This window comes from Sulfitobacter sp. 1A15106 (assembly GCF_043556995.1).
In the GTDB taxonomy this organism is placed as follows: Bacteria; Pseudomonadota; Alphaproteobacteria; order Rhodobacterales; family Rhodobacteraceae; genus Sulfitobacter; species Sulfitobacter faviae.
Genome location: NZ_JBIFFM010000009.1, coordinates 108,003 through 124,695, shown reverse-complemented (window position 1 = coordinate 124,695; position 16,693 = coordinate 108,003). Strand labels below are relative to the sequence as shown.

Here is a 16,693-nt window from a genome sequence, read left to right as displayed (position 1 = left end):
CAAACCAATGTCAAAGCGCTGGACCTCTCGCCCCGGGCTGATAGGTCTTTGCCATGACAAGTAATTCCCATAACCGCGCCGGACTGGCGATCGGGCTGATCCTTCTCGGCGTCGCCGCGATTTCGGTCAATGACATGCTGATCAAACGTCTGTCGGGCGGCTATCCGCTGCATCAGATCGTCTTTACCCGCTCGGCCATCGGGATTCTGCTGGGGCTGGTGCTGGTCAAACTCGAAGGCGGGTTTCACCTGCTCAAGACGCGGCAACCGGGGCTGCATCTGCTGCGCGGGCTGCTCATCGTGATCTCGAACATGTCGTTCTTTCTGGCGCTCTCGGTCCTGCCGCTGGCCGAGGCGACGGCGCTGTTCTTTGCAGCCCCCCTCTTCATCACGGTGCTGTCGATCCCGCTGTTGGGCGAAAAGGTCGGCCCGCTGCGCCTTGGCGCGGTGATTGTAGGCTTCATCGGCGTTGTCATCATGATGCGCCCTTGGGCCAGCACGGCAACGCTTGAAGTCTCCCGCTGGGTGTTGCTGTTGCCGGTGCTGGCGGCGCTGACCTATGCGCTGAACCAATTAATGACCCGCAAGCTGGGCGTGAACTCCAAAGCCTCGGCGCTGATGGTCTATATTCAAGCCGCCTTTGTCGCCGTGTCGCTGGGGTTCTTCGTGATCGCGGGTGATGGGCGGTTCGTGGATGAGGGCAGCAGTGCCTCGCTCCAGTTTCTGCTGCGCGCGTGGATTTGGCCTGCACGGGAGGATTACCTCACCTTCCTCGGCATCGGGCTGAACATCGCGCTGATCGGCTATTGCCTCAGCCAAGCCTACCGGCTGGGGGATGCCGCCACCGTCGCCCCGTTCGAATATATCGGCCTGCCGCTGGCGGTGTTCTGGGGTTTCGTGATCTTTGGCGACCTCCCGGTCTGGGAGGTCTGGGTCGGGATCGCGCTGATCCTCGCCTCGGGTCTGTTCGTCTATCTACGCGAGCGCCAAAAGGCGCTGCGCGTGACCCGTTTGCAGGGCGGGCGGCGGGCTTAAGCCGCCACCTCGACCACCACCTTGCCCGTCGCCTTGCGGTCGCGCAGCAGGGCCAGCGCCTCATTCGCCTGTTCCAGCGGCATCACGTTGCTGACATGGGGTTTCAGCTTGCCCGCCACATACCATTTGATCAGCTCGGCGAAACTGTCGGTCAGGACCGAAGGTTTGATCTTGGCATAGCCGCCCCAGTAAAAGCCCAAAACGGTGAGGTTCTTGACCAGCAGGATATTGGCCGGGATCTGCGGCACCTCGCCGCTGGCAAAGCCCAAGGGGATCAGCCGCGCTTCGGGGTTGCAGGCGCGCATGGCGGCTTTGAACTGATCACCGCCCACCGGGTCATAGACCACATCGGCCCCGCCCAATTCCTTGACGATGGCGCGGATGTCGTCGGTCTCAGAATTAATCAGGTGATCGGCGCCCGCCTCTTTACAGACGGCGAGCTTATCTTCGCCGCGCGCCACGGCGATCACCTCGGCCCCCATCAGCTTGCCAAGTTCCACCGCTGTCAGCCCGATGCCGCCCGATGCGCCCAAGACCAGCAGCCGCTCACCCGGCTGCAACCGCGCTTTGTAGTCCAAGGCCACATGGCTGGTGCCATAGGCGATCAGAAAGGCCGCCGCGTCGACCGCTGTCATCTCTTCGGGGATCGGCACGCAGACTGCCGCCGGAATGGCGGCATATTCGGCCAGACCGTCAAAGCCGGTATAGGCCGCCACGCGCTGGCCGACCTTCAGGTGATCCACCCCCGCGCCCAAAGCGGTGATCGTGCCCGCCATCTCCATCCCCAGCGTGAAGGGCAGCGGCGGTTTTTCCTGATAGGTGCCTTTGATGATCAACAGATCGCCAAAGTTCAGCCCGCAGGTCTCGACCTGCACCAGCACCTCGCCTTGCCCCGGCATGGGCATCTCAAGCTTTTGCAGGGTAAGCGGTTCGTCATAGGCGGTGACTTGCATGGCGCGCATCGGGCTGTCCTTTCGTGCTGCTTTGGCCCGAAGAGGCCAGAAGCCAGCGCGCTTGGCAAGACCCGTGGCCCGCGCCGCTGCGTTAGCCGGGCATGATCACCAGCCGGATGCCATAGGCCACCACCGCCAGCAGGGCGACGCTGGCCAGCCAAAGCGCCACGAACCAGCCCGCGCGTTTAAGCCAATGGCGCATCAGTGATAGCCCTCCTCGGGGTCGATCTTGCCGCGGAACACCCAATAGGCATAGGCGGTGTAGCTCAGGATCAGCGGCAGCAACACCAGCGTGCCGACCAGCGCGAACATCAGGCTCTCATCCGGGGCGGCAGCCTCTGCAATGGTCAAGCTCGGCGGGACCATATGCGGGTAGAAACTGATCCCGATGCCGATGAAGCCCAGCACGAAAAGCGCCAGCGCGCAGAAGAACGGCTGCTTGTCGCCGCGGCGTTGCAACCCGCGCAGCATGCCGAAAGCCGCCAGCGCCACCAAAAGTGGCACGATGCCGCTGAAGAGCGCGGTGGGCCATGCGAACCAGCGTTCGAAATAGACCGCATCGGTGAAGGGCGTCCAAAGGCTGACCAGCCCCATGAAGACCAGTGTCGCCACCGCCAGCGGCCATGCAAGGCGGCGCATATGCGCTTGGATGCGGCCCTCAAGCTTCATGTTGAGCCATGTGGCGCCCAAGAGCGCATAGCCCGTGGTCACCGCCACACCGGTCAGGATCGAGAAGGGCGTGAGCCAGTCCCACCAGCCGCCCGCATAGGCGCGGCCTTCGATCTCGATCCCCTGAACCAGCGCGCCCAAGGCGATGCCCTGACAGAAGGAGGCCACCAGCGAGCCGCCAAAGAATGCCATGTCCCAAAGCGGTTTCCAGCGTTTCGTGCGCCAGCGGTACTCGAAGGCGACGCCGCGGAAGATCAGCCCCAGCAGCATCAGGATGATCGGCATGTAAAGCGCGGGCATCACAACCGCATAGGCCAGCGGAAAAACGGCAAAGAGCCCGCCGCCGCCCAACACCAGCCACGTCTCATTGCCGTCCCAGATCGGCGCAACCGAGTTCATCATCACATTGCGCTCGCCCTCATCCTTGGTCATCGGAAAGAGCAGCCCAACACCCAGATCGAAGCCGTCGAGGATGACGTAGATCAGCACCGCCCCGGCGATGATCCCGGCCCAGATGAACGAAAGTTCAAGTCCAAACATCTCAGCTCTCCTCGCCTTTGTTATGCACGGTCTTGTCTCTGACCGCCGCCTCTTCGCCGACAGCAAGGATCGGCCCCTCGCCGCGCGCCGGGTCGTTCTGCGCCGCCCCGTCTTGTGCGTCGTCCCCCTGAACGTCGTCGCGTTCATCCTCCAGCACATGACCGACAACCGGCTTGCGCATCATCGCCAGAATATACCAAGTGCCCGCGCCGAAGACGAAGAAATACACCACGATGAAGGCGATCAGCGAGGTCGCGACCGCCGGCGCCTCGATCGGGGCAAGGCTGTCAGAGGTCCGCAGCAGCCCATAGACGGTGAAGGGCTGCCGCCCGACCTCGGTCGTGATCCAGCCCGCCAGCACCGCGACAAAGCCGGTGGGGCCCATCAGCAGCGCCAGACGGTGCAGCATCGGCGCATCGTAAAGCCGCCCGCGCAGCCGCGCGAAGGCCGCCCAAAGCCCCAGCCCCAGCATCGCAAAGCCAAGCGCGATCATGATGCGGAAAGACCAAAAGACGATGGCCACCGGCGGCTCATCCGCGTCTGGGATCGTATCCAGCCCGTCGAGCGGCGCGTTCAGATCGTGCTTGAGGATCAGCGACGACAGTTTGGGGATCTCCACCGCGTAGTCGATGCGCTTTTCCTCGGGGTTCGGGATGCCGAAGAGGATCAGCGGCGCGCCCTCTGGGTGGCTGTCGTAATGCCCCTCCATCGCCATGACTTTGGCGGGCTGATGCTCCAGCGTGTTGAGGCCGTGCATGTCGCCCGCAAGGATTTGCAGCGGGGTCACCAGCAAAAGCATCCACATCGCCATGGAGAACATCCGCCGCGCCGCCGCATCCGCACGATCGCGCAGCAGGTGCAGGCCCCCGACCCCGCCGACGACCAACGCCGTGGTCAGATAGGCCGCAAGCACCATATGCAGCAAACGGTAGGGGAAGGACGGGTTGAACACGATCGCCCACCAATCCTCGGGCACGAACTGGCCCACGTCATTGATGGCAAAGCCCGCAGGCGTCTGCATCCAAGAATTCACCGACAAGATCCATGTGGCCGAGGCCAGCGTGCCAAGCGCGACCAGCGCTGTGGCGAACATATGCAGCCCGTCGCCCACCCGCTTGCGGCCAAAAAGCATGATGCCCAAAAAGCCCGCCTCAAGGAAAAAGGCCGAGAGCACCTCATAGGCCATCAGCGGCCCGACCACCGGCCCCGCCTTGTCAGAGAAGACCGACCAGTTGGTGCCGATCTGGTAGGACATCACGATGCCCGAGACGACCCCCATGCCAAAGGCCACGGCGAAGATTTTCTTCCAGTAGTTAAAGAGCTTCAGATAGGTCTCTTCGCGTTTCCACAGCCAGAGCGCGTTGAGCACGGCCAGAAAGCTCGCCAACCCGATCGAAAAAGCCGGGAAGATGATGTGGAACGAAACCGTGAATGCGAATTGCACCCGCGCTAGGATTTCGGCGGTGTAACCGTCGAGCATATGAAGCCCCCGCGTATTGTTTCCTGACCTATATAGGACCGGGCGGCGGGAGCGGCACAGGCTAAATTGCCGCAGTGCTTGGCCCGCGCTCTAGCTGTCGAACGTCACCACGACGCGCAGCCCCGGCGCGTTGTCGGCAAGCTCCAGCCTTGCCCCATGGAGTTTCGCCACCCCATCGACCAGCGCCAGACCCAGCCCATGACCCGGCGTGCCCCGGCTGCGATCCAGCCGGTAAAGGCGCTGCAACACTTTGTCGCGGTCCTCAGCCGGAATGCCGGGACCGCCGTCCGCCACCGTGAGCGTGACCTGCCCCGCCGCCTGTTTCAGCGCGACCTCCACCGCCTCGGCATCGCCGGAATGGCGCAGGGCGTTCTCAATCAGATTGGCCAGCAATTGCCCCAAAAGCGCGCGGTCACCGGTGACATGAACAGGGGTTTCGGGCAGGTCGCAAAGCAGGTGTTTGCCCTGCTCCGCTGCTGCGGGTTCGTAAAGCTCGACCATGGTGCGGCAAAGCGCGGTGAGGTCGACGGAGGCGAAATGGGCGCGGGCCTCGCCCTGCTCCACCTGCGCCAATTGCAGAAGCGATTGAAAGATTGCGGCGATGCCGTCCAACTCGGCACGCGCGCGGGCCAGCGGTTCGGCAAGGTCAGCGTCCGTGGCTTCGGCCCGGTCCAGATCGTCGAGATGGACGGAGACACGCTGAATCGGGGTCTTCAGGTCATGCGCGATATCGAGAGAGACCTGCCGCAGCGCCGCGACAGAGGTTTCCTGCGCCCGGGCCATCTGGTTCACCGCCTCACCGATGCGCAGCAGGTCGTCCGACCAGCGCGGCCCCGGCGCGACCCTTGCGGCCAGATCACCCGTCGTCAGCCGGTCCAGCGTGGCACGGATCACCTCCACATGGCGTTTGGAGCGGCGGGCAAGGATCAGCCCGCCCGACAGCGCGATCAGCACCGTGGGCAGCAGGCTTACCAGCAGAATATTGACGAAAACCTCGCGCAGGGCCGTGATCTCGGCCCGGCTGCGCGCGATGGTCAAAAGCCCGCCATAGAGCGTGTCGGTCAGGGTCAGGTAAACACCCCGATACTCCGCCCGCGCCGCCCCGATCGAGACGATGTGATAGCCCTCGTTATCCCGCGCGATGGCCCCGTTGCCGTAGATACGCCCGTTGGGGCCGATGTAGCTGAGGATCAGGCGGTTCGGGTCGGTCTCACGCGATTCTGCCTCGACCAGCCGCGCGAGGGCGGCGGCACCAGGGGCGGCACGAAAGCCCGCCATGTCCTGCGCCAGATCGGCGCGGATCGCTTGCTCGAAGGACCGCTGGGTGACGGCATAGCTGGCCGCGAGGCTGAGCAGGCTGACGATGGTGAACAAAAGCACCAGCAAAAGCGCCAGACGCAGCGGCATCGACCGCCAGAGCCCCGCCAGCCGCGCCTTCATGCGTCGATCCTATAGCCAGCGCCACGCACGGTCTGGATGAGTTCGCTGTCAAAGGGCCGGTCGACCTTGGCGCGCAACCGGCTGATATGGGTCTCCACCACATTGGTCATTGGGTCAAAGGAAATGTCCCAGACCGCCTCCAGCAGCATGGTGCGGGTCTGAACTCGGCCCTTGCGGCGCAAAAGATGCTCCAAGAGGGCAAACTCGCGCGGCAGCAGGTCGATCTCTTGGCCCGCCCGCGTCACCCGGCGGCTGATGAGGTCCATGGTCAGGTCGCCCGCGCGCAGGGTGGTCTCCTGCTCCAGCGCCTGCGGACGGCGGGCCAGCGCGTTGACCCGCGCCGAAAGCTCTCCGAAGGCGAAGGGTTTGACCAGATAGTCATCCGCCCCGGCATTGAGCCCGTCGATCCGGTCCTCCACCGCGCCCATGGCCGTCAGCAGCAGCACCGGCGTGGTATTGCCCGCCCCGCGCAGGGTTTTCAGCAGCGCCAGCCCATCCAACTCGGGCAGCATCCGGTCAAGGATCAGCACGTCATATTGCCCGGTGGTGGCCTGCACCAACCCGTCGCGGCCATCCGCGACCACATCCACCGCATGCCCCTCCTCGCGCAGGCCACGCGCGATATAGGTGCTGGTGGTGGTATCGTCTTCGACAACAAGCAGTTTCATCGTGTCCTCATGTAGGATTGCCGATGAATTATGCCAAATTCGCCGCCCGTGCAGCCCAGAGGCGGCAATCTCACAAATTTGTATAGGGCACGGCAAGGCACTGTAAAACCGCAGGTCCAGATAGGCTCCCGAAACGACCGAATGCACAGCAAGGAGCATGCAATGACCAAGACCCTTTCCAAAGCCCCCCGCGCCGCCGCCCTTGCGCTGAGCGCCGCGATGGCCGCGACGCCGATGCTGGCGCTGGCCCCCTCGGCCGCGCTTGCGGTCCCGCCGGGCGGCTATGCCGACCTGGTCGAGGCCGTCTCCCCGGCCGTCGTCTTCATCGAGGTGACCGGCAAGCAGCAGCAGGCCGTGGCCCAGCACCAACTGCCCCCCGGCATGCCCGAGGAACTGCGCCGCCGGTTCGAGCACATGCTGCCCGGTCAGGATGGCGCCGCCCCCGCCCCGCGTCAGGGTCTGGGCTCGGGCTTCATCATCTCTGAAGACGGCCAGATCGTGACCAACCACCACGTCGTCGCAGGTGCCGAGAAGGTGACCGTGAAGCTCGCCGATGGCCGCAAGTTCGACGCCGAGGTCGTGGGCAGCGACGCGATGACCGACATCGCGCTGCTGAAAGTCACTGCCGACGTGGACCTGCCGACGGTCGAGTTCGGCACCTCCTCCACCCTGCGCGTGGGGGATGAGGTCGTGGCCGTGGGCAACCCCTTCGGCCTTGGCGGCACCGTGACCTCGGGCATCGTCTCGGCCCTGTCGCGGGACATTCAGGCAGGCCCCTTCGATGACTTTATCCAGACCGACGCGGCGATCAACCGCGGCAACTCCGGCGGGCCGCTGTTCAACAACGAGGGCGAGGTCGTGGGCGTGAACACCGCAATCCTGAGCCCCGGGGGCGGGTCGGTCGGCATCGGCTTCTCGGTGCCCTCGGATCTGGTGCAGACCATCGTCGCCGATCTGGCCGATGACGGGTCGGTCGAGCGGGGCTGGCTGGGCGTGCAAATCCGGCCCATGACCCCCGAGGTCGCCAATGTGCTGGGCTATGACGAGCCGCGCGGCGCGGTGATCGAAGCCATCACCGATGAAAGCCCCGCCGCCAAAGCGGGCCTCAAAAAGGGCGACATCATCCTGTCCTTCGGCGACACAGAGGTGGACGATCTGCGCGACCTGACCCGTGCGGTGGCCACCACCACGCCCGAGAGCGCGGCAGAGGTCGTCGTGCTGCGCAAAGGGTCTGAACAGACCCTCGACGTGACCGTGGGCGCGCTGGAACCCAAGCCGGCGTGATCCATGCCTTCCCGGCGCCCCTCATGCCGCCGGGAAGCCCCAGCCCTTCGCCCTCGCCGGGGGCTGGGCAGCCTGCCCCGGTGGTCCTGCACTGCCGGGGCTTTTTACGTCCCCTCGCCGCCGTCACCTTCGCCTGAGGGCGCATTGTGCATATGGAACCGCACTAGTTCCGCCACGGAATTCGCCTCAAGCTTGCGCATCACCCGCGCGCGGTGCACCTCGACCGTCTTGATAGAGATGTCCATCTCGCTGCCGATCTCACGGTTCGAAAGCCCCGCCGCCACCCGTTCGAACACCCGGTGCTCCTGCGGGGTGAGCCGGGCCAAAAGCTGCGCATTTTCGACCTCTGCCGCCTTGCTCTTGCGCCGGGCCGCATCGGACTGAAGGGCCGCGTTGATCAGGTCGAGCATGTTTTGGTTGTTAAAGGGTTTTTCGATGAAATCCACCGCCCCCGCCTTCATCGCCGTCACGGCGGTAGAGACATCGCCGAAGGCCGTCATCAGGATCAGCGGCAGTTTGATCCCCCGCGCGTTCAGCGCCTTTTGCAATTCCAAACCGCTCATCCCCGGCATCCGCACGTCGCTCACAAGGCAGCAGCAACCGCTGTCCTCATAGCTGTCAAGGAACGCCGCCGCCGATGCAAAGGGAATGGCGCGCAGCCCAACGGAGCCCAGCAACCACACCAGAGATTCCCGCACCGCGGCGTCATCATCGACGACGTAAACGATCCCTTCTTCCGACATTCTACTTTTGCACCTCCAACGGCAGACGCACAGTCAGGCAGGCGCCCTCGGCATCGGATTTCGTCACGGCGATCGTTCCGCCATGGGACAGAACGATCGTTTCGCAAATCGCCAGCCCCACGCCAAGCCCCTTGTCCTTGGTCGAGCGGAAGGCGCTGAAAGCCGTCTGCGCGGGCATGTCCGGGGCAAAGCCGCGTCCCGCATCGGCCACGTCGATCACGATCTCCCCGGCTTCGCAGCGCGCGGTGACCGAGACTTCGGCATCCGCACGCTCCGCCTCCCGACAGGCGTCGATGCCGTTCTTGATGAGGTTGATCAACAGCTGCTCGATCTCGATCCGGGCGCAATGCAGGGCGACTTCGCCACATTGATCGTTGATGGCCACGATGACCCCGGTGGTCGAGCTTTCGGGCTGGATCAGCAGTTGTACCGAGCGGAGGATCTCATCAAAGCGGACCGCATTGCGGTCGGCATCGTCGCTATGCAGATAGTTCGACATGGAGCGCAGGATGGCGCTGGCCCGTTCAGATTGGCTTTGCATATTGTTGAGCACGGCGATCATATCCTCTCTCTCAAGCTGGTCGTTCTTGGCACGCAGCACGCAGCCTGCGGCAAAATTGTGAATAGCGGCTAAAGGCTGGTTCAATTCATGGGCGATGGCGGCGGTCATCTGGCCCAGAGTTTCGCGCCGGTTGAGCAGTTGCAGCGCCGTTTCATGCTGGTGCAGCCGCTCTTCGCGCTCGACCTTTTCGCTGATGTCGGAAGCGATGGTCAAAAGCCCGCCCGCGGCCACGGGGTAATCCGTCACCTCTAACCAACGGCCCGTCGATGTCCGCGCACGAAAGAACTTGGCCGGGGTGTTGCGCCGGTCGCGCCGCTGCGCGCTCCAGCGGACTTTGCCTTCGGTGGTCGTTGCCATTTTGCCGGTCTGGGTGAAATGGGCGAACAGTTCATCGAAATGTTTCCCGATGATATCGCCCTCCATCCCAGCATAGGTCGCGCGATATTCCTCGTTGCAATAGACCAGACGGTCGCTGCTGTCGAAAAGCGCCACCATGGTCGAGATATTCTCGAAAGCCAGCGCCAGAGCCTCCAGCGCGCTTTTGCGCTCGGTCTCGGCGGTGGCGATTTCGGTCATGTCGAAACAGGTGCCGCGATAGCCTGCCAGTTCTGCTTGGGCATCGAAGAAAGGTTTGCCTGACATGTCGATCTGCCGTGTCCGCCCCTTGCCCAAGGGCAGGACCAACCGCAGATCACGAAAGGCTTCTCGCGCGGCGAGGCGTTGTTTCAGCAGGTCGTAATCCCCTTGGTCTTTCGCCACATCGGCTTCGGCAAGGGTCTTGCCCAGATCGAAGATTGGGGTCTCCGCATCGGTCTGACGGCCCCCGCCAGACAGAAAGGTGAAACGCCCTTCGGCGTCCATCTCCCAGACCCAATCGGTCGCGCTTTCGGTGAAGTCGCGAAAGCGGGTTTCGCTTTCCACCAGTTCTGTCAGCACGTTCTGCTGATCCGTCACATCTTGGATCGCGGCCAGCAGATGCACATGACGGCCCCGGTCCAAACGGCGAATGCAGGCCCGCGCTTCGATCTGGCGTCCGCTGGCGGCAAGAAACTTGACGTTCTCCACCACATCGCGCGGACGGCTGCCTGCCATATGCAGGTTGTTGCGGATCGTGGCGCGGCTGCGCGGCTCCACGAAACTTTGCCCCTGCTGCCACATCTCGCGCAGGTTCTGCGCGTCGCGGCCCAAAAGCGCCTCCACCTCGGGCGAGGCATCGACCAGCGCGCCCTGCTGATCCCATTCCAGATAGCCGATCCCCGCCACCTCTGCCGCAAGCGCATGTTTCGCCGCGCTGACCTCTGCCTCATGCACCGCGTCCTGCACGGCGGAGCGGTCCATGATCATGACCAAAACGCCCACCACCTGCCCCCGGTCGGACAGCGGCTGATAGACCGCCGCCCCTTGGGTGCGGTCCAGCACGGGGCGAGAGAAATCGAAATGCCATGTGACCTGCCGCCCGGCCAAGGCCTTTTCAAGGTTGTCCGAAATCTCGTCCAGCAGGTCCGGAGGGACGATCTGCGACAGGTGTTTGCCCACGATCTCATCCGCTGGCCTGCCGAAGGACGCGCTATAGGCGTCATTGACGAAAGCATAGGTCATATCGGGCGTGAGAAAGGCCGCCTGCACCGGCAAATGGTCGAGGAAGTCGGGCAATCTGCGCCGTGTCTCATCGGTGTTGGCGGTGTTTCGCAGCTTGCGCCGGTTGCGCATCACGCGCCAGACCTGCGCCGCCAGCACCGCAAGCGCCGCCACCGCAAAGACCAGTTCGATCGGGTCGCCATAGGCGCCGCCGCGCGGGGCCGATGCCAAGACCACGACGATATAAAGTGCCAAGACCGCAACAGCGCCCCCCACGGCGAAACGGTTGATCGCGTCGCCGATCTGCTTGGAGATCATCATGCCGGACAAGACGATCCCGCACAGCGCAATCAATGTAAACGCCGCGACCAAGCTCATGCGCACCTCTACTTTCCCTCAAAAGGTCTGCTTTTTCGGCTCCCCTGTCTATTGGGGGAAACCCTGACAAGGGCCGATTAAACCGCCTCGCAAAACGGGTATACGACGGCGCGCCATAAATCCGTGAAAATATCTGCCCCAATTTCAGCAGCTTGTTCCCGACTATAGGGGATAACCCTGACCCGGCTGGGGCTTTGCCCAATTGGCGGCGCAATTTCAGGCCGGTAGCTTGTGCTCACCCCACGGAATTGGCCGTGTGTTTTATGGTCAAAACGCGGATTTTGCAGTGACAGATAGTGAAACCCCACCCTCGAAGCCCTCTGACGAAAAGGCAGAAAGCAAGACGCCCACGCAGGCCGATCTGATGGAGATCCGCAGCCTCTACGCTCAGGCCGACGCGATGGCCGAAGCCGCTGAGAAATCGGGCAAATCCGACGGTGAAGAGCAGCCTGCCGCGGCCCCGCCCCCACAAAGCGCCGAACAGGGCGATGAACGAAATGACGCGGGCTAAGCGCCGAGACCGCTCACTTCGTACTGTTGGACACCACATGGTCACTGTCGATCCCGCCCAGCGAATGAAACAGGCCAGACGTATTGCTGACCCCGAATTTCTTGAGCAATTTGGCGCGATAAACCTCTACCGTCCGGTGCGAAATATCAAGGTTGAGCGCGATCTGCTTGCTGGTCAGCCCCTCTGCCAGATGGCTCAGGATCTCGCGCTCGCGCCGGGTCAGCGGCAGGTAGGGCCGCTCGGCAGAAAGGTCCGCAAAGCTCCAGACCGCGCGGTCGAGCGGGCGTTCGGGGGTGAAGGAATGGCCGCGCACCCGGCACCAGAACAGGCTGCCGTCGCGCCGTGCCATGATGCGCTCGTCCCAATAGGTATTGGTCTTGCGCAGCTGGTCCACGCCGCGGTCGCGGATGTTTACGAACTCTTCATCCGAGGGGTAGAGAATGGCGAAAAGCTGGTCGCGCAGATCGCCGCGCGCATAGCCGAACATCGCCGCGAAGGCGTTGTTGCAGTCGCGGATGCAGCGGTTCTCGGTCACCACAAGCCCGACGGGCGCATGAACAAAGGCAAGCTCTTCAAAGCGCCCCTGCGCAAAGCAATCGTCGGTACGTATTTCCACCATCTTGCTCCGTTTAACTCTATTTCCGATGCTGAAACCGCAAGCTAGTCGACGGGAGGAGGCGGCGCAACACGGCGCTGGCCCGTGCAGGGAGGACGCGATGCTAACACGCAAGCGCATGGCGGACGCGCCATGATCGCGCGGGCCGCGGTCGCGCGGGTACGGCTGGCAGGGGGCAAGGGCGCGGGTGGCATCACCCGCGCTATGCCCATGGTGATCCGGAAAGGCGCGCGCAAATGACCGCCCCCCATTTCCACTTTGTCCCCGTAATGGGCCATGAGGTGCATGTCGCCGAATGGGGCGATCGCCAGAAACCTGCAGTGCTAATGCTGCACGGTCTGGCCCGCACAGGGCGCGATTTCGATGAGGCCGCCGCCGCCCTGTCGCGAGATTTCCATGTGCTCTGTCCCGACATGATCGGGCGCGGAAGGTCGAGTTGGGCGCGAGACCCTGAGGTGGAATATTCCGTCGAACATTACGCGCAGATCGCGACGGGGCTCTTGGATCACTTCCAGATCGACCGCGCCGCGTGGTTCGGCACCTCTTTGGGCGGCATGATCGGGATGCATGTGGCCTCCAGCCCCGAGGCGCGGCGGGTCAGCGCCTTGGTGGTGAATGACATCAGCCCCGAACTGCCCGAGGCGGCGGTGCAGCGGATTCTTTCTTATGTGGGCAGCCTGCCCGCCTTCGACAGTTTCGCGGAAGGAGAAGCCTGGCTGCGCCAGACCTATGCCCCCTTCGGCCCGGCGGCAGATGCCTATTGGCAGCGCATGGCGCGCACGTCGCTGCGGCGCCGTGGAGATGGGCGGCTGACCCTGCATTATGATCCGCGCATCACCGTGCAATTCACCGCCTCGGCGCATGAGCTATCGACATGGGACCGTTGGTCACGGACCCGCACGCCCACCCATCTGCTGCGCGGCGCGCAGTCGGACCTGCTGCAACCCAAGGCCGCACAGCGCATGACACAAAGCGGCCCCCGGCCCGACATGACCGAATTCCCCGGCTGCGGCCATGCCCCAAGCATGTCCAACCCCCAAGACATTGCCCTGCTGCGTCGCGTTCTGGTTGAATTGCTGGGACAATCCGCACCCTCATAGGCGCGATTTATGCAAAATTGACGCTACCGCCCCGGCATTTGCATGCATCCGGGTATTTTCCTTGCGTCAACAAAGAACTGTGCGGTCTAATGCCCCCGGGGCGTATCCGGCCCTCAGAAGGCCGGAGCGTGGAGGACAGGGACCACTTTGGGCAAAGCCGGCATGGAAAAGATCAGAAATGCGCTGTCTCAGCGCGCGAAACGGATTGTCGTGCTGGTCGCGCTCTGCGCCGTTGTCCTTGGCTTTGGCCATCGGATCGAGACGCTGTCCTACCAGACCTACATGCAGGATCTGGAACTCGACACCACCTTGGAGCTGATCGAAGTCCGCGAACGGATCCGTGCGGATATTTTCGAGCAGATCCTGAAACTGCGCGAATTGGCCACCGTCATCAGCGAGAACCCGACGATCACCCAATCCGAATTCAGCGCCCGTGCGGCAGAGTTCATGGCCGAGAACCCGGATGTCATCAACCTCGCCGTGGCACCCGACCTCGTTGTCACCATCGTCCACCCCTATGAGGCCAATCGCGGCGTGCTGGGGCTGGACTACCGCCAGAACGCGGCGCAATTGCCGAAAGTCGAACAGGCTTTGCAAAGCGGTGAGGGGCTGGTGACCGGCCCGGTCGATCTGGTACAGGGCGGGCGCGGGCTGATCCTGCGGCATCCGATCTTTGATTCAACCGGCACCAATCCCGCGCCGGACACGCCTTGGGGCATCCTCTCGATGGTGGTCGATTACGACGCCCTCGTCACCCGGTTGCAAATCCCCGAACTGACCGAGAAATACGATCTGGCCATCCGCGAGTTGACGCCAGAGGGAGAGGTCGAACAGACCATCATCGGCGACCCCGAACTGACCTTGGTCGACCCGATCAAGCTCGACTTCAGCTTTGCCTTTGGCACGTGGCAACTGGCCGCCACGGTCAAAGGTGGCTGGCCAGAGCACCGCCCGGACTTCTGGCTGAACTGGCTCTTGCGTCTGCAAGGCGCGCTCGGCGTTACGATTTTTGCGTGGTACATCATGCGTCTGGCCGACAACCGCAAACTTGCCGAAGAACGGCTGCGCACCGGTGTCGAAGCCTTGGACCACGGTTTCGTCATGTATGACGCCAAGGGCACCTTGGTGCTTTGCAACGAAAAATACCGCGAGATTCATGGCTATAGCGACGTGGTGAAGCCCGGCTCGACCTATGAACAGATCGTGCGGGACAGCATCCGCCGCGGCATGGTCCCCGATGCCATCGGCAAGGAAGAGGAATGGATCCGCATCTGGCTGGAAAAGCGAGAGAACGGCGCCTTCGAGACCGAGCAGCGCATGCCCGATGGCCGCATCATCCGCACCTCGGACCGGCGGATGAAAGATGGCAGCGTCGTGGGTCTACGGATCGACGTGACCGATCTGAAAAAGGCGCTTTTGACCGCCGAGGACGCGAACAAGGCCAAGACCGATTTCATGGGCGTGCTGAGCCATGAACTGCGCACGCCGCTAACCGTCATTCTGGGCCATGTCCGCCTTGCGCGGCATTTCGACCGGACCCCGGCGGCGCGTGACCTATGCACCGCCATCGAGGCTGATCCCCAGACCCGCGAAACGCTCTCCCCCAAGCTTTCGGCGACGATGGCCAAACTGGGTGACATCATGCAAACGGTCGAGCGATCGGGCAATCACCTGCTAACCCTGATCAACGAGGTGCTCGACTTTGCCAAGATCGACGCGGGCAGCCTGTCCATCGCGATGGAGCCGGTGCAGATCGACGATATCGTCACCCCGACCGCAGATCAGCTGCGCCCGATGGTCGAAGACAAAGGGCTGGAGTTAAAAGTGAAATCGGCCAGCGGCGTGATGCTGGCGGATGGCAAACGCATTCAGCAGGTGTTGATCAACCTGCTGAGCAATGCGACGAAATTCTCCGACGAAGGGACCATTTCGCTGACCTGCCGCATCCGGGGGGAGGTGGTGGAATTCCGCGTGACCGATTCCGGCATCGGCATCCCCGAAGATGAGCTTGAGCGCGTTTTCGAACCCTTCCATCAGGTCGATTCCACCGCCACCCGGCGCTTTGGCGGCACCGGGCTGGGCCTTGCCATTTCGCGCGACATCGCCACCGCCCATGGCGGCAGCCTTGTCGCCACCAGCATCATGGGCAAGGGCAGTAGCTTTCTGCTGACCCTGCCCCTGCGCCCTGCCATTGCCCTCGCCGCCGCCGAAGCGCGGGAGGCCGAATTGGCCTGAAGGCCGCGCGTCGGCGCTTCGAGATCGCGGCTTACCGCGCCGGCAGGTGCTCCACCACTTGCTCCTGCTCGCCCAGCCCTTGCACGCCCAGCCGAACCCGGTCGCCGGGGTTGAGATAGCGTTGCGGTTTCAGCCCCATGCCCACGCCCGGCGGGGTGCCCGTGCAGATCAGGTCGCCCGGCTCCAACTGGATGAATTCGGACATGTAGGAGACAATCGTCGCCACATCGAAGATCATCTTTTCGGTAGAGCCGTCCTGCAGCCGCTCGCCATTGACCTCGGTCCAAAGCGACAGCTTGCCCGGATCGCCCAGCTCATCCCCCGTCACGAGCACTGGGCCTGTGGGGCAAAAGTTGGGAAAGCTCTTGCCCTTGACCCATTGCCCGCCCCGCTCGGCCTGCCACGCGCGCTCGGACACGTCGTTGACGACGCAATAGCCAAGCACATAATCCAGCGCCTGATCGCGGCTGACGTTCAAGGTGGTACGCCCGATCACCACGCCCAACTCGACCTCCCAATCAAGTTTGCTCATCCCCTTGGAATAGAGAAGCGGATCGTTCGGCCCGCAATAGGTGCGGCTGGCCTTGTTGAACAGGATCGGCTCGCGCGGGACCTCCATGCCCGATTCCGCCGCATGGTCGGAATAGTTCAACCCGACGCCCCAGATGTTGCGCGGCTGGCTGACCGGTGCGGCGATGCGCTGGCCTTGGGCCTGGGCCAGCGGCAGCCCTTCCAGATCGACGCCCTCAAACACATCGCGCAACGTCGGGATCGTCTCGGGCGTGAAGTCTGGCACAAGGGCGCTGACATCCCGCGCCTGCCCTGCCGCATCCAACACCACCGGCGTTTTCGCGCCGTCCCGCGCCCCGTATCGCATCAATCGCATGGTCAAATCTCCCCTC

The 16,693-nt window shown here is 63.4% G+C and carries 15 protein-coding genes; 5 read left to right on the top strand and 10 right to left on the bottom strand.

The features are described 5' to 3' along the window. The first annotated feature begins 53 nt into the window (after positions 1 to 53). Positions 54 to 1,034, top strand: a complete 981-nt coding sequence (locus ACGYKA_RS14730; protein WP_394411606.1) for a DMT family transporter — start codon at positions 54 to 56, stop codon at positions 1,032 to 1,034. Here the strand turns inward: ACGYKA_RS14730 and ACGYKA_RS14725 are convergent. The 6 genes from ACGYKA_RS14725 to ACGYKA_RS14700 form a co-directional block, all read right to left on the bottom strand. Continuing rightward, positions 1,031 to 1,996, bottom strand: a complete 966-nt coding sequence (locus ACGYKA_RS14725; RefSeq protein ID WP_394411608.1) for an NADPH:quinone oxidoreductase family protein — start codon at positions 1,994 to 1,996, stop codon at positions 1,031 to 1,033. The genes ACGYKA_RS14730 and ACGYKA_RS14725 overlap by 4 nt on opposite strands. 82 nt (positions 1,997 to 2,078) lie before the next feature. Continuing rightward, entirely contained in the window at positions 2,079 to 2,189 is a 111-nt protein-coding gene (locus tag ACGYKA_RS14720) for a DUF2474 family protein (protein ID WP_136720396.1), read from the bottom strand. Next, positions 2,189 to 3,196 (bottom strand): cytochrome d ubiquinol oxidase subunit II, encoded by a 1,008-nt coding sequence (gene cydB / locus ACGYKA_RS14715; protein ID WP_394411611.1) that lies wholly within the window; start codon positions 3,194 to 3,196, stop codon positions 2,189 to 2,191. Before cydB ends, ACGYKA_RS14720 begins: the two co-directional genes overlap by 1 nt. Position 3,197: 1 nt before the next feature. Next, complete coding sequence (locus ACGYKA_RS14710) at positions 3,198 to 4,676, bottom strand: cytochrome ubiquinol oxidase subunit I (protein ID WP_394411614.1); 1,479 nt, start codon at positions 4,674 to 4,676, stop codon at positions 3,198 to 3,200. 90 nt (positions 4,677 to 4,766) lie between these two features. Further along, the gene (locus tag ACGYKA_RS14705) at positions 4,767 to 6,116 is read right to left on the bottom strand and encodes a sensor histidine kinase (RefSeq protein WP_394411617.1); all 1,350 of its coding nucleotides are present in this window, start codon (positions 6,114 to 6,116) and stop codon (positions 4,767 to 4,769) included. Beyond that, a complete protein-coding gene (locus ACGYKA_RS14700) occupies positions 6,113 to 6,784 on the bottom strand; it encodes a response regulator (RefSeq protein WP_394411620.1) in 672 nt (223 codons plus the stop codon). The genes ACGYKA_RS14705 and ACGYKA_RS14700 overlap by 4 nt, the downstream gene beginning before the upstream one ends. 162 nt (positions 6,785 to 6,946) lie before the next feature. Between ACGYKA_RS14700 and ACGYKA_RS14695 the strand changes: the two genes are divergently transcribed. Beyond that, positions 6,947 to 8,068, top strand: coding sequence for a Do family serine endopeptidase (locus tag ACGYKA_RS14695; protein WP_394411623.1), 1,122 nt, complete (start codon positions 6,947 to 6,949; stop codon positions 8,066 to 8,068). 104 nt (positions 8,069 to 8,172) lie between these two features. Here the strand turns inward: ACGYKA_RS14695 and ACGYKA_RS14690 are convergent, their stop codons facing one another. Beyond that, positions 8,173 to 8,811 (bottom strand): response regulator transcription factor, encoded by a 639-nt coding sequence (locus ACGYKA_RS14690; RefSeq protein ID WP_394411626.1) that lies wholly within the window; start codon positions 8,809 to 8,811, stop codon positions 8,173 to 8,175. Between the two features lies 1 nt (position 8,812). Next, positions 8,813 to 11,329 carry a PAS domain-containing protein gene (locus tag ACGYKA_RS14685; RefSeq protein WP_394417159.1) on the bottom strand — a complete coding sequence of 839 codons (2,517 nt, stop codon included), beginning with the start codon at positions 11,327 to 11,329 and terminating at the stop codon, positions 8,813 to 8,815. Between the two features lie 286 nt (positions 11,330 to 11,615). Here ACGYKA_RS14685 and ACGYKA_RS14680 point away from each other — a divergent pair, with 286 nt between their 5' ends. Further along, a complete protein-coding gene (locus tag ACGYKA_RS14680) occupies positions 11,616 to 11,840 on the top strand; it encodes a hypothetical protein (RefSeq protein WP_394411632.1) in 225 nt (74 codons plus the stop codon). 13 nt (positions 11,841 to 11,853) lie between these two features. Here ACGYKA_RS14680 and ACGYKA_RS14675 read toward each other — a convergent pair whose 3' ends face one another. Beyond that, the gene (locus ACGYKA_RS14675; protein WP_067265514.1) at positions 11,854 to 12,459 is read right to left on the bottom strand and encodes a helix-turn-helix transcriptional regulator; all 606 of its coding nucleotides are present in this window, start codon (positions 12,457 to 12,459) and stop codon (positions 11,854 to 11,856) included. Positions 12,460 to 12,692: 233 nt separating this feature from the next. On the opposite strand from ACGYKA_RS14675, the gene ACGYKA_RS14670 reads away from it, so the two are divergent. Further along, a complete protein-coding gene (locus ACGYKA_RS14670; RefSeq protein WP_394411635.1) occupies positions 12,693 to 13,556 on the top strand; it encodes an alpha/beta fold hydrolase in 864 nt (287 codons plus the stop codon). A 162-nt stretch (positions 13,557 to 13,718) separates the two neighbouring features. Next, positions 13,719 to 15,791: an ATP-binding protein gene (locus tag ACGYKA_RS14665; protein ID WP_394411638.1), complete on the top strand. Its 2,073-nt coding sequence runs from the start codon at positions 13,719 to 13,721 to the stop codon at positions 15,789 to 15,791. Positions 15,792 to 15,822: 31 nt separating this feature from the next. Here ACGYKA_RS14665 and ACGYKA_RS14660 read toward each other — a convergent pair whose 3' ends face one another. After that, the gene (locus tag ACGYKA_RS14660; protein WP_394411641.1) at positions 15,823 to 16,677 is read right to left on the bottom strand and encodes a fumarylacetoacetate hydrolase family protein; all 855 of its coding nucleotides are present in this window, start codon (positions 16,675 to 16,677) and stop codon (positions 15,823 to 15,825) included. Positions 16,678 to 16,693 lie beyond the last annotated feature (16 nt).

Excerpts from the sequence above, each read along its gene's own strand:
- ACGYKA_RS14700 (WP_394411620.1), bottom strand. The coding sequence starts at position 6,784 with ATGAAACTGCTTGTTGTCGAAGACGATACCACCACCAGCACCTATATC.
- ACGYKA_RS14660 (WP_394411641.1), bottom strand. The coding sequence starts at position 16,677 with ATGCGATTGATGCGATACGGGGCGCGGGACGGCGCGAAAACGCCGGTG.
- ACGYKA_RS14670 (WP_394411635.1), top strand. The coding sequence starts at position 12,693 with ATGACCGCCCCCCATTTCCACTTTGTCCCCGTAATGGGCCATGAGGTG.
- ACGYKA_RS14695 (WP_394411623.1), top strand. The coding sequence starts at position 6,947 with ATGACCAAGACCCTTTCCAAAGCCCCCCGCGCCGCCGCCCTTGCGCTG.
- cydB (WP_394411611.1), bottom strand. The coding sequence starts at position 3,196 with ATGTTTGGACTTGAACTTTCGTTCATCTGGGCCGGGATCATCGCCGGG.
- ACGYKA_RS14720 (WP_136720396.1), bottom strand. The coding sequence starts at position 2,189 with ATGCGCCATTGGCTTAAACGCGCGGGCTGGTTCGTGGCGCTTTGGCTG.
- ACGYKA_RS14725 (WP_394411608.1), bottom strand. The coding sequence starts at position 1,996 with ATGCGCGCCATGCAAGTCACCGCCTATGACGAACCGCTTACCCTGCAA.
- ACGYKA_RS14730 (WP_394411606.1), top strand. The coding sequence starts at position 54 with ATGACAAGTAATTCCCATAACCGCGCCGGACTGGCGATCGGGCTGATC.
- ACGYKA_RS14690 (WP_394411626.1), bottom strand. The coding sequence starts at position 8,811 with ATGTCGGAAGAAGGGATCGTTTACGTCGTCGATGATGACGCCGCGGTG.
- ACGYKA_RS14675 (WP_067265514.1), bottom strand. The coding sequence starts at position 12,459 with ATGGTGGAAATACGTACCGACGATTGCTTTGCGCAGGGGCGCTTTGAA.
- ACGYKA_RS14710 (WP_394411614.1), bottom strand. The coding sequence starts at position 4,676 with ATGCTCGACGGTTACACCGCCGAAATCCTAGCGCGGGTGCAATTCGCA.
- ACGYKA_RS14705 (WP_394411617.1), bottom strand. The coding sequence starts at position 6,116 with ATGAAGGCGCGGCTGGCGGGGCTCTGGCGGTCGATGCCGCTGCGTCTG.
- ACGYKA_RS14665 (WP_394411638.1), top strand. The coding sequence starts at position 13,719 with ATGGAAAAGATCAGAAATGCGCTGTCTCAGCGCGCGAAACGGATTGTC.
- ACGYKA_RS14685 (WP_394417159.1), bottom strand. The coding sequence starts at position 11,329 with ATGAGCTTGGTCGCGGCGTTTACATTGATTGCGCTGTGCGGGATCGTC.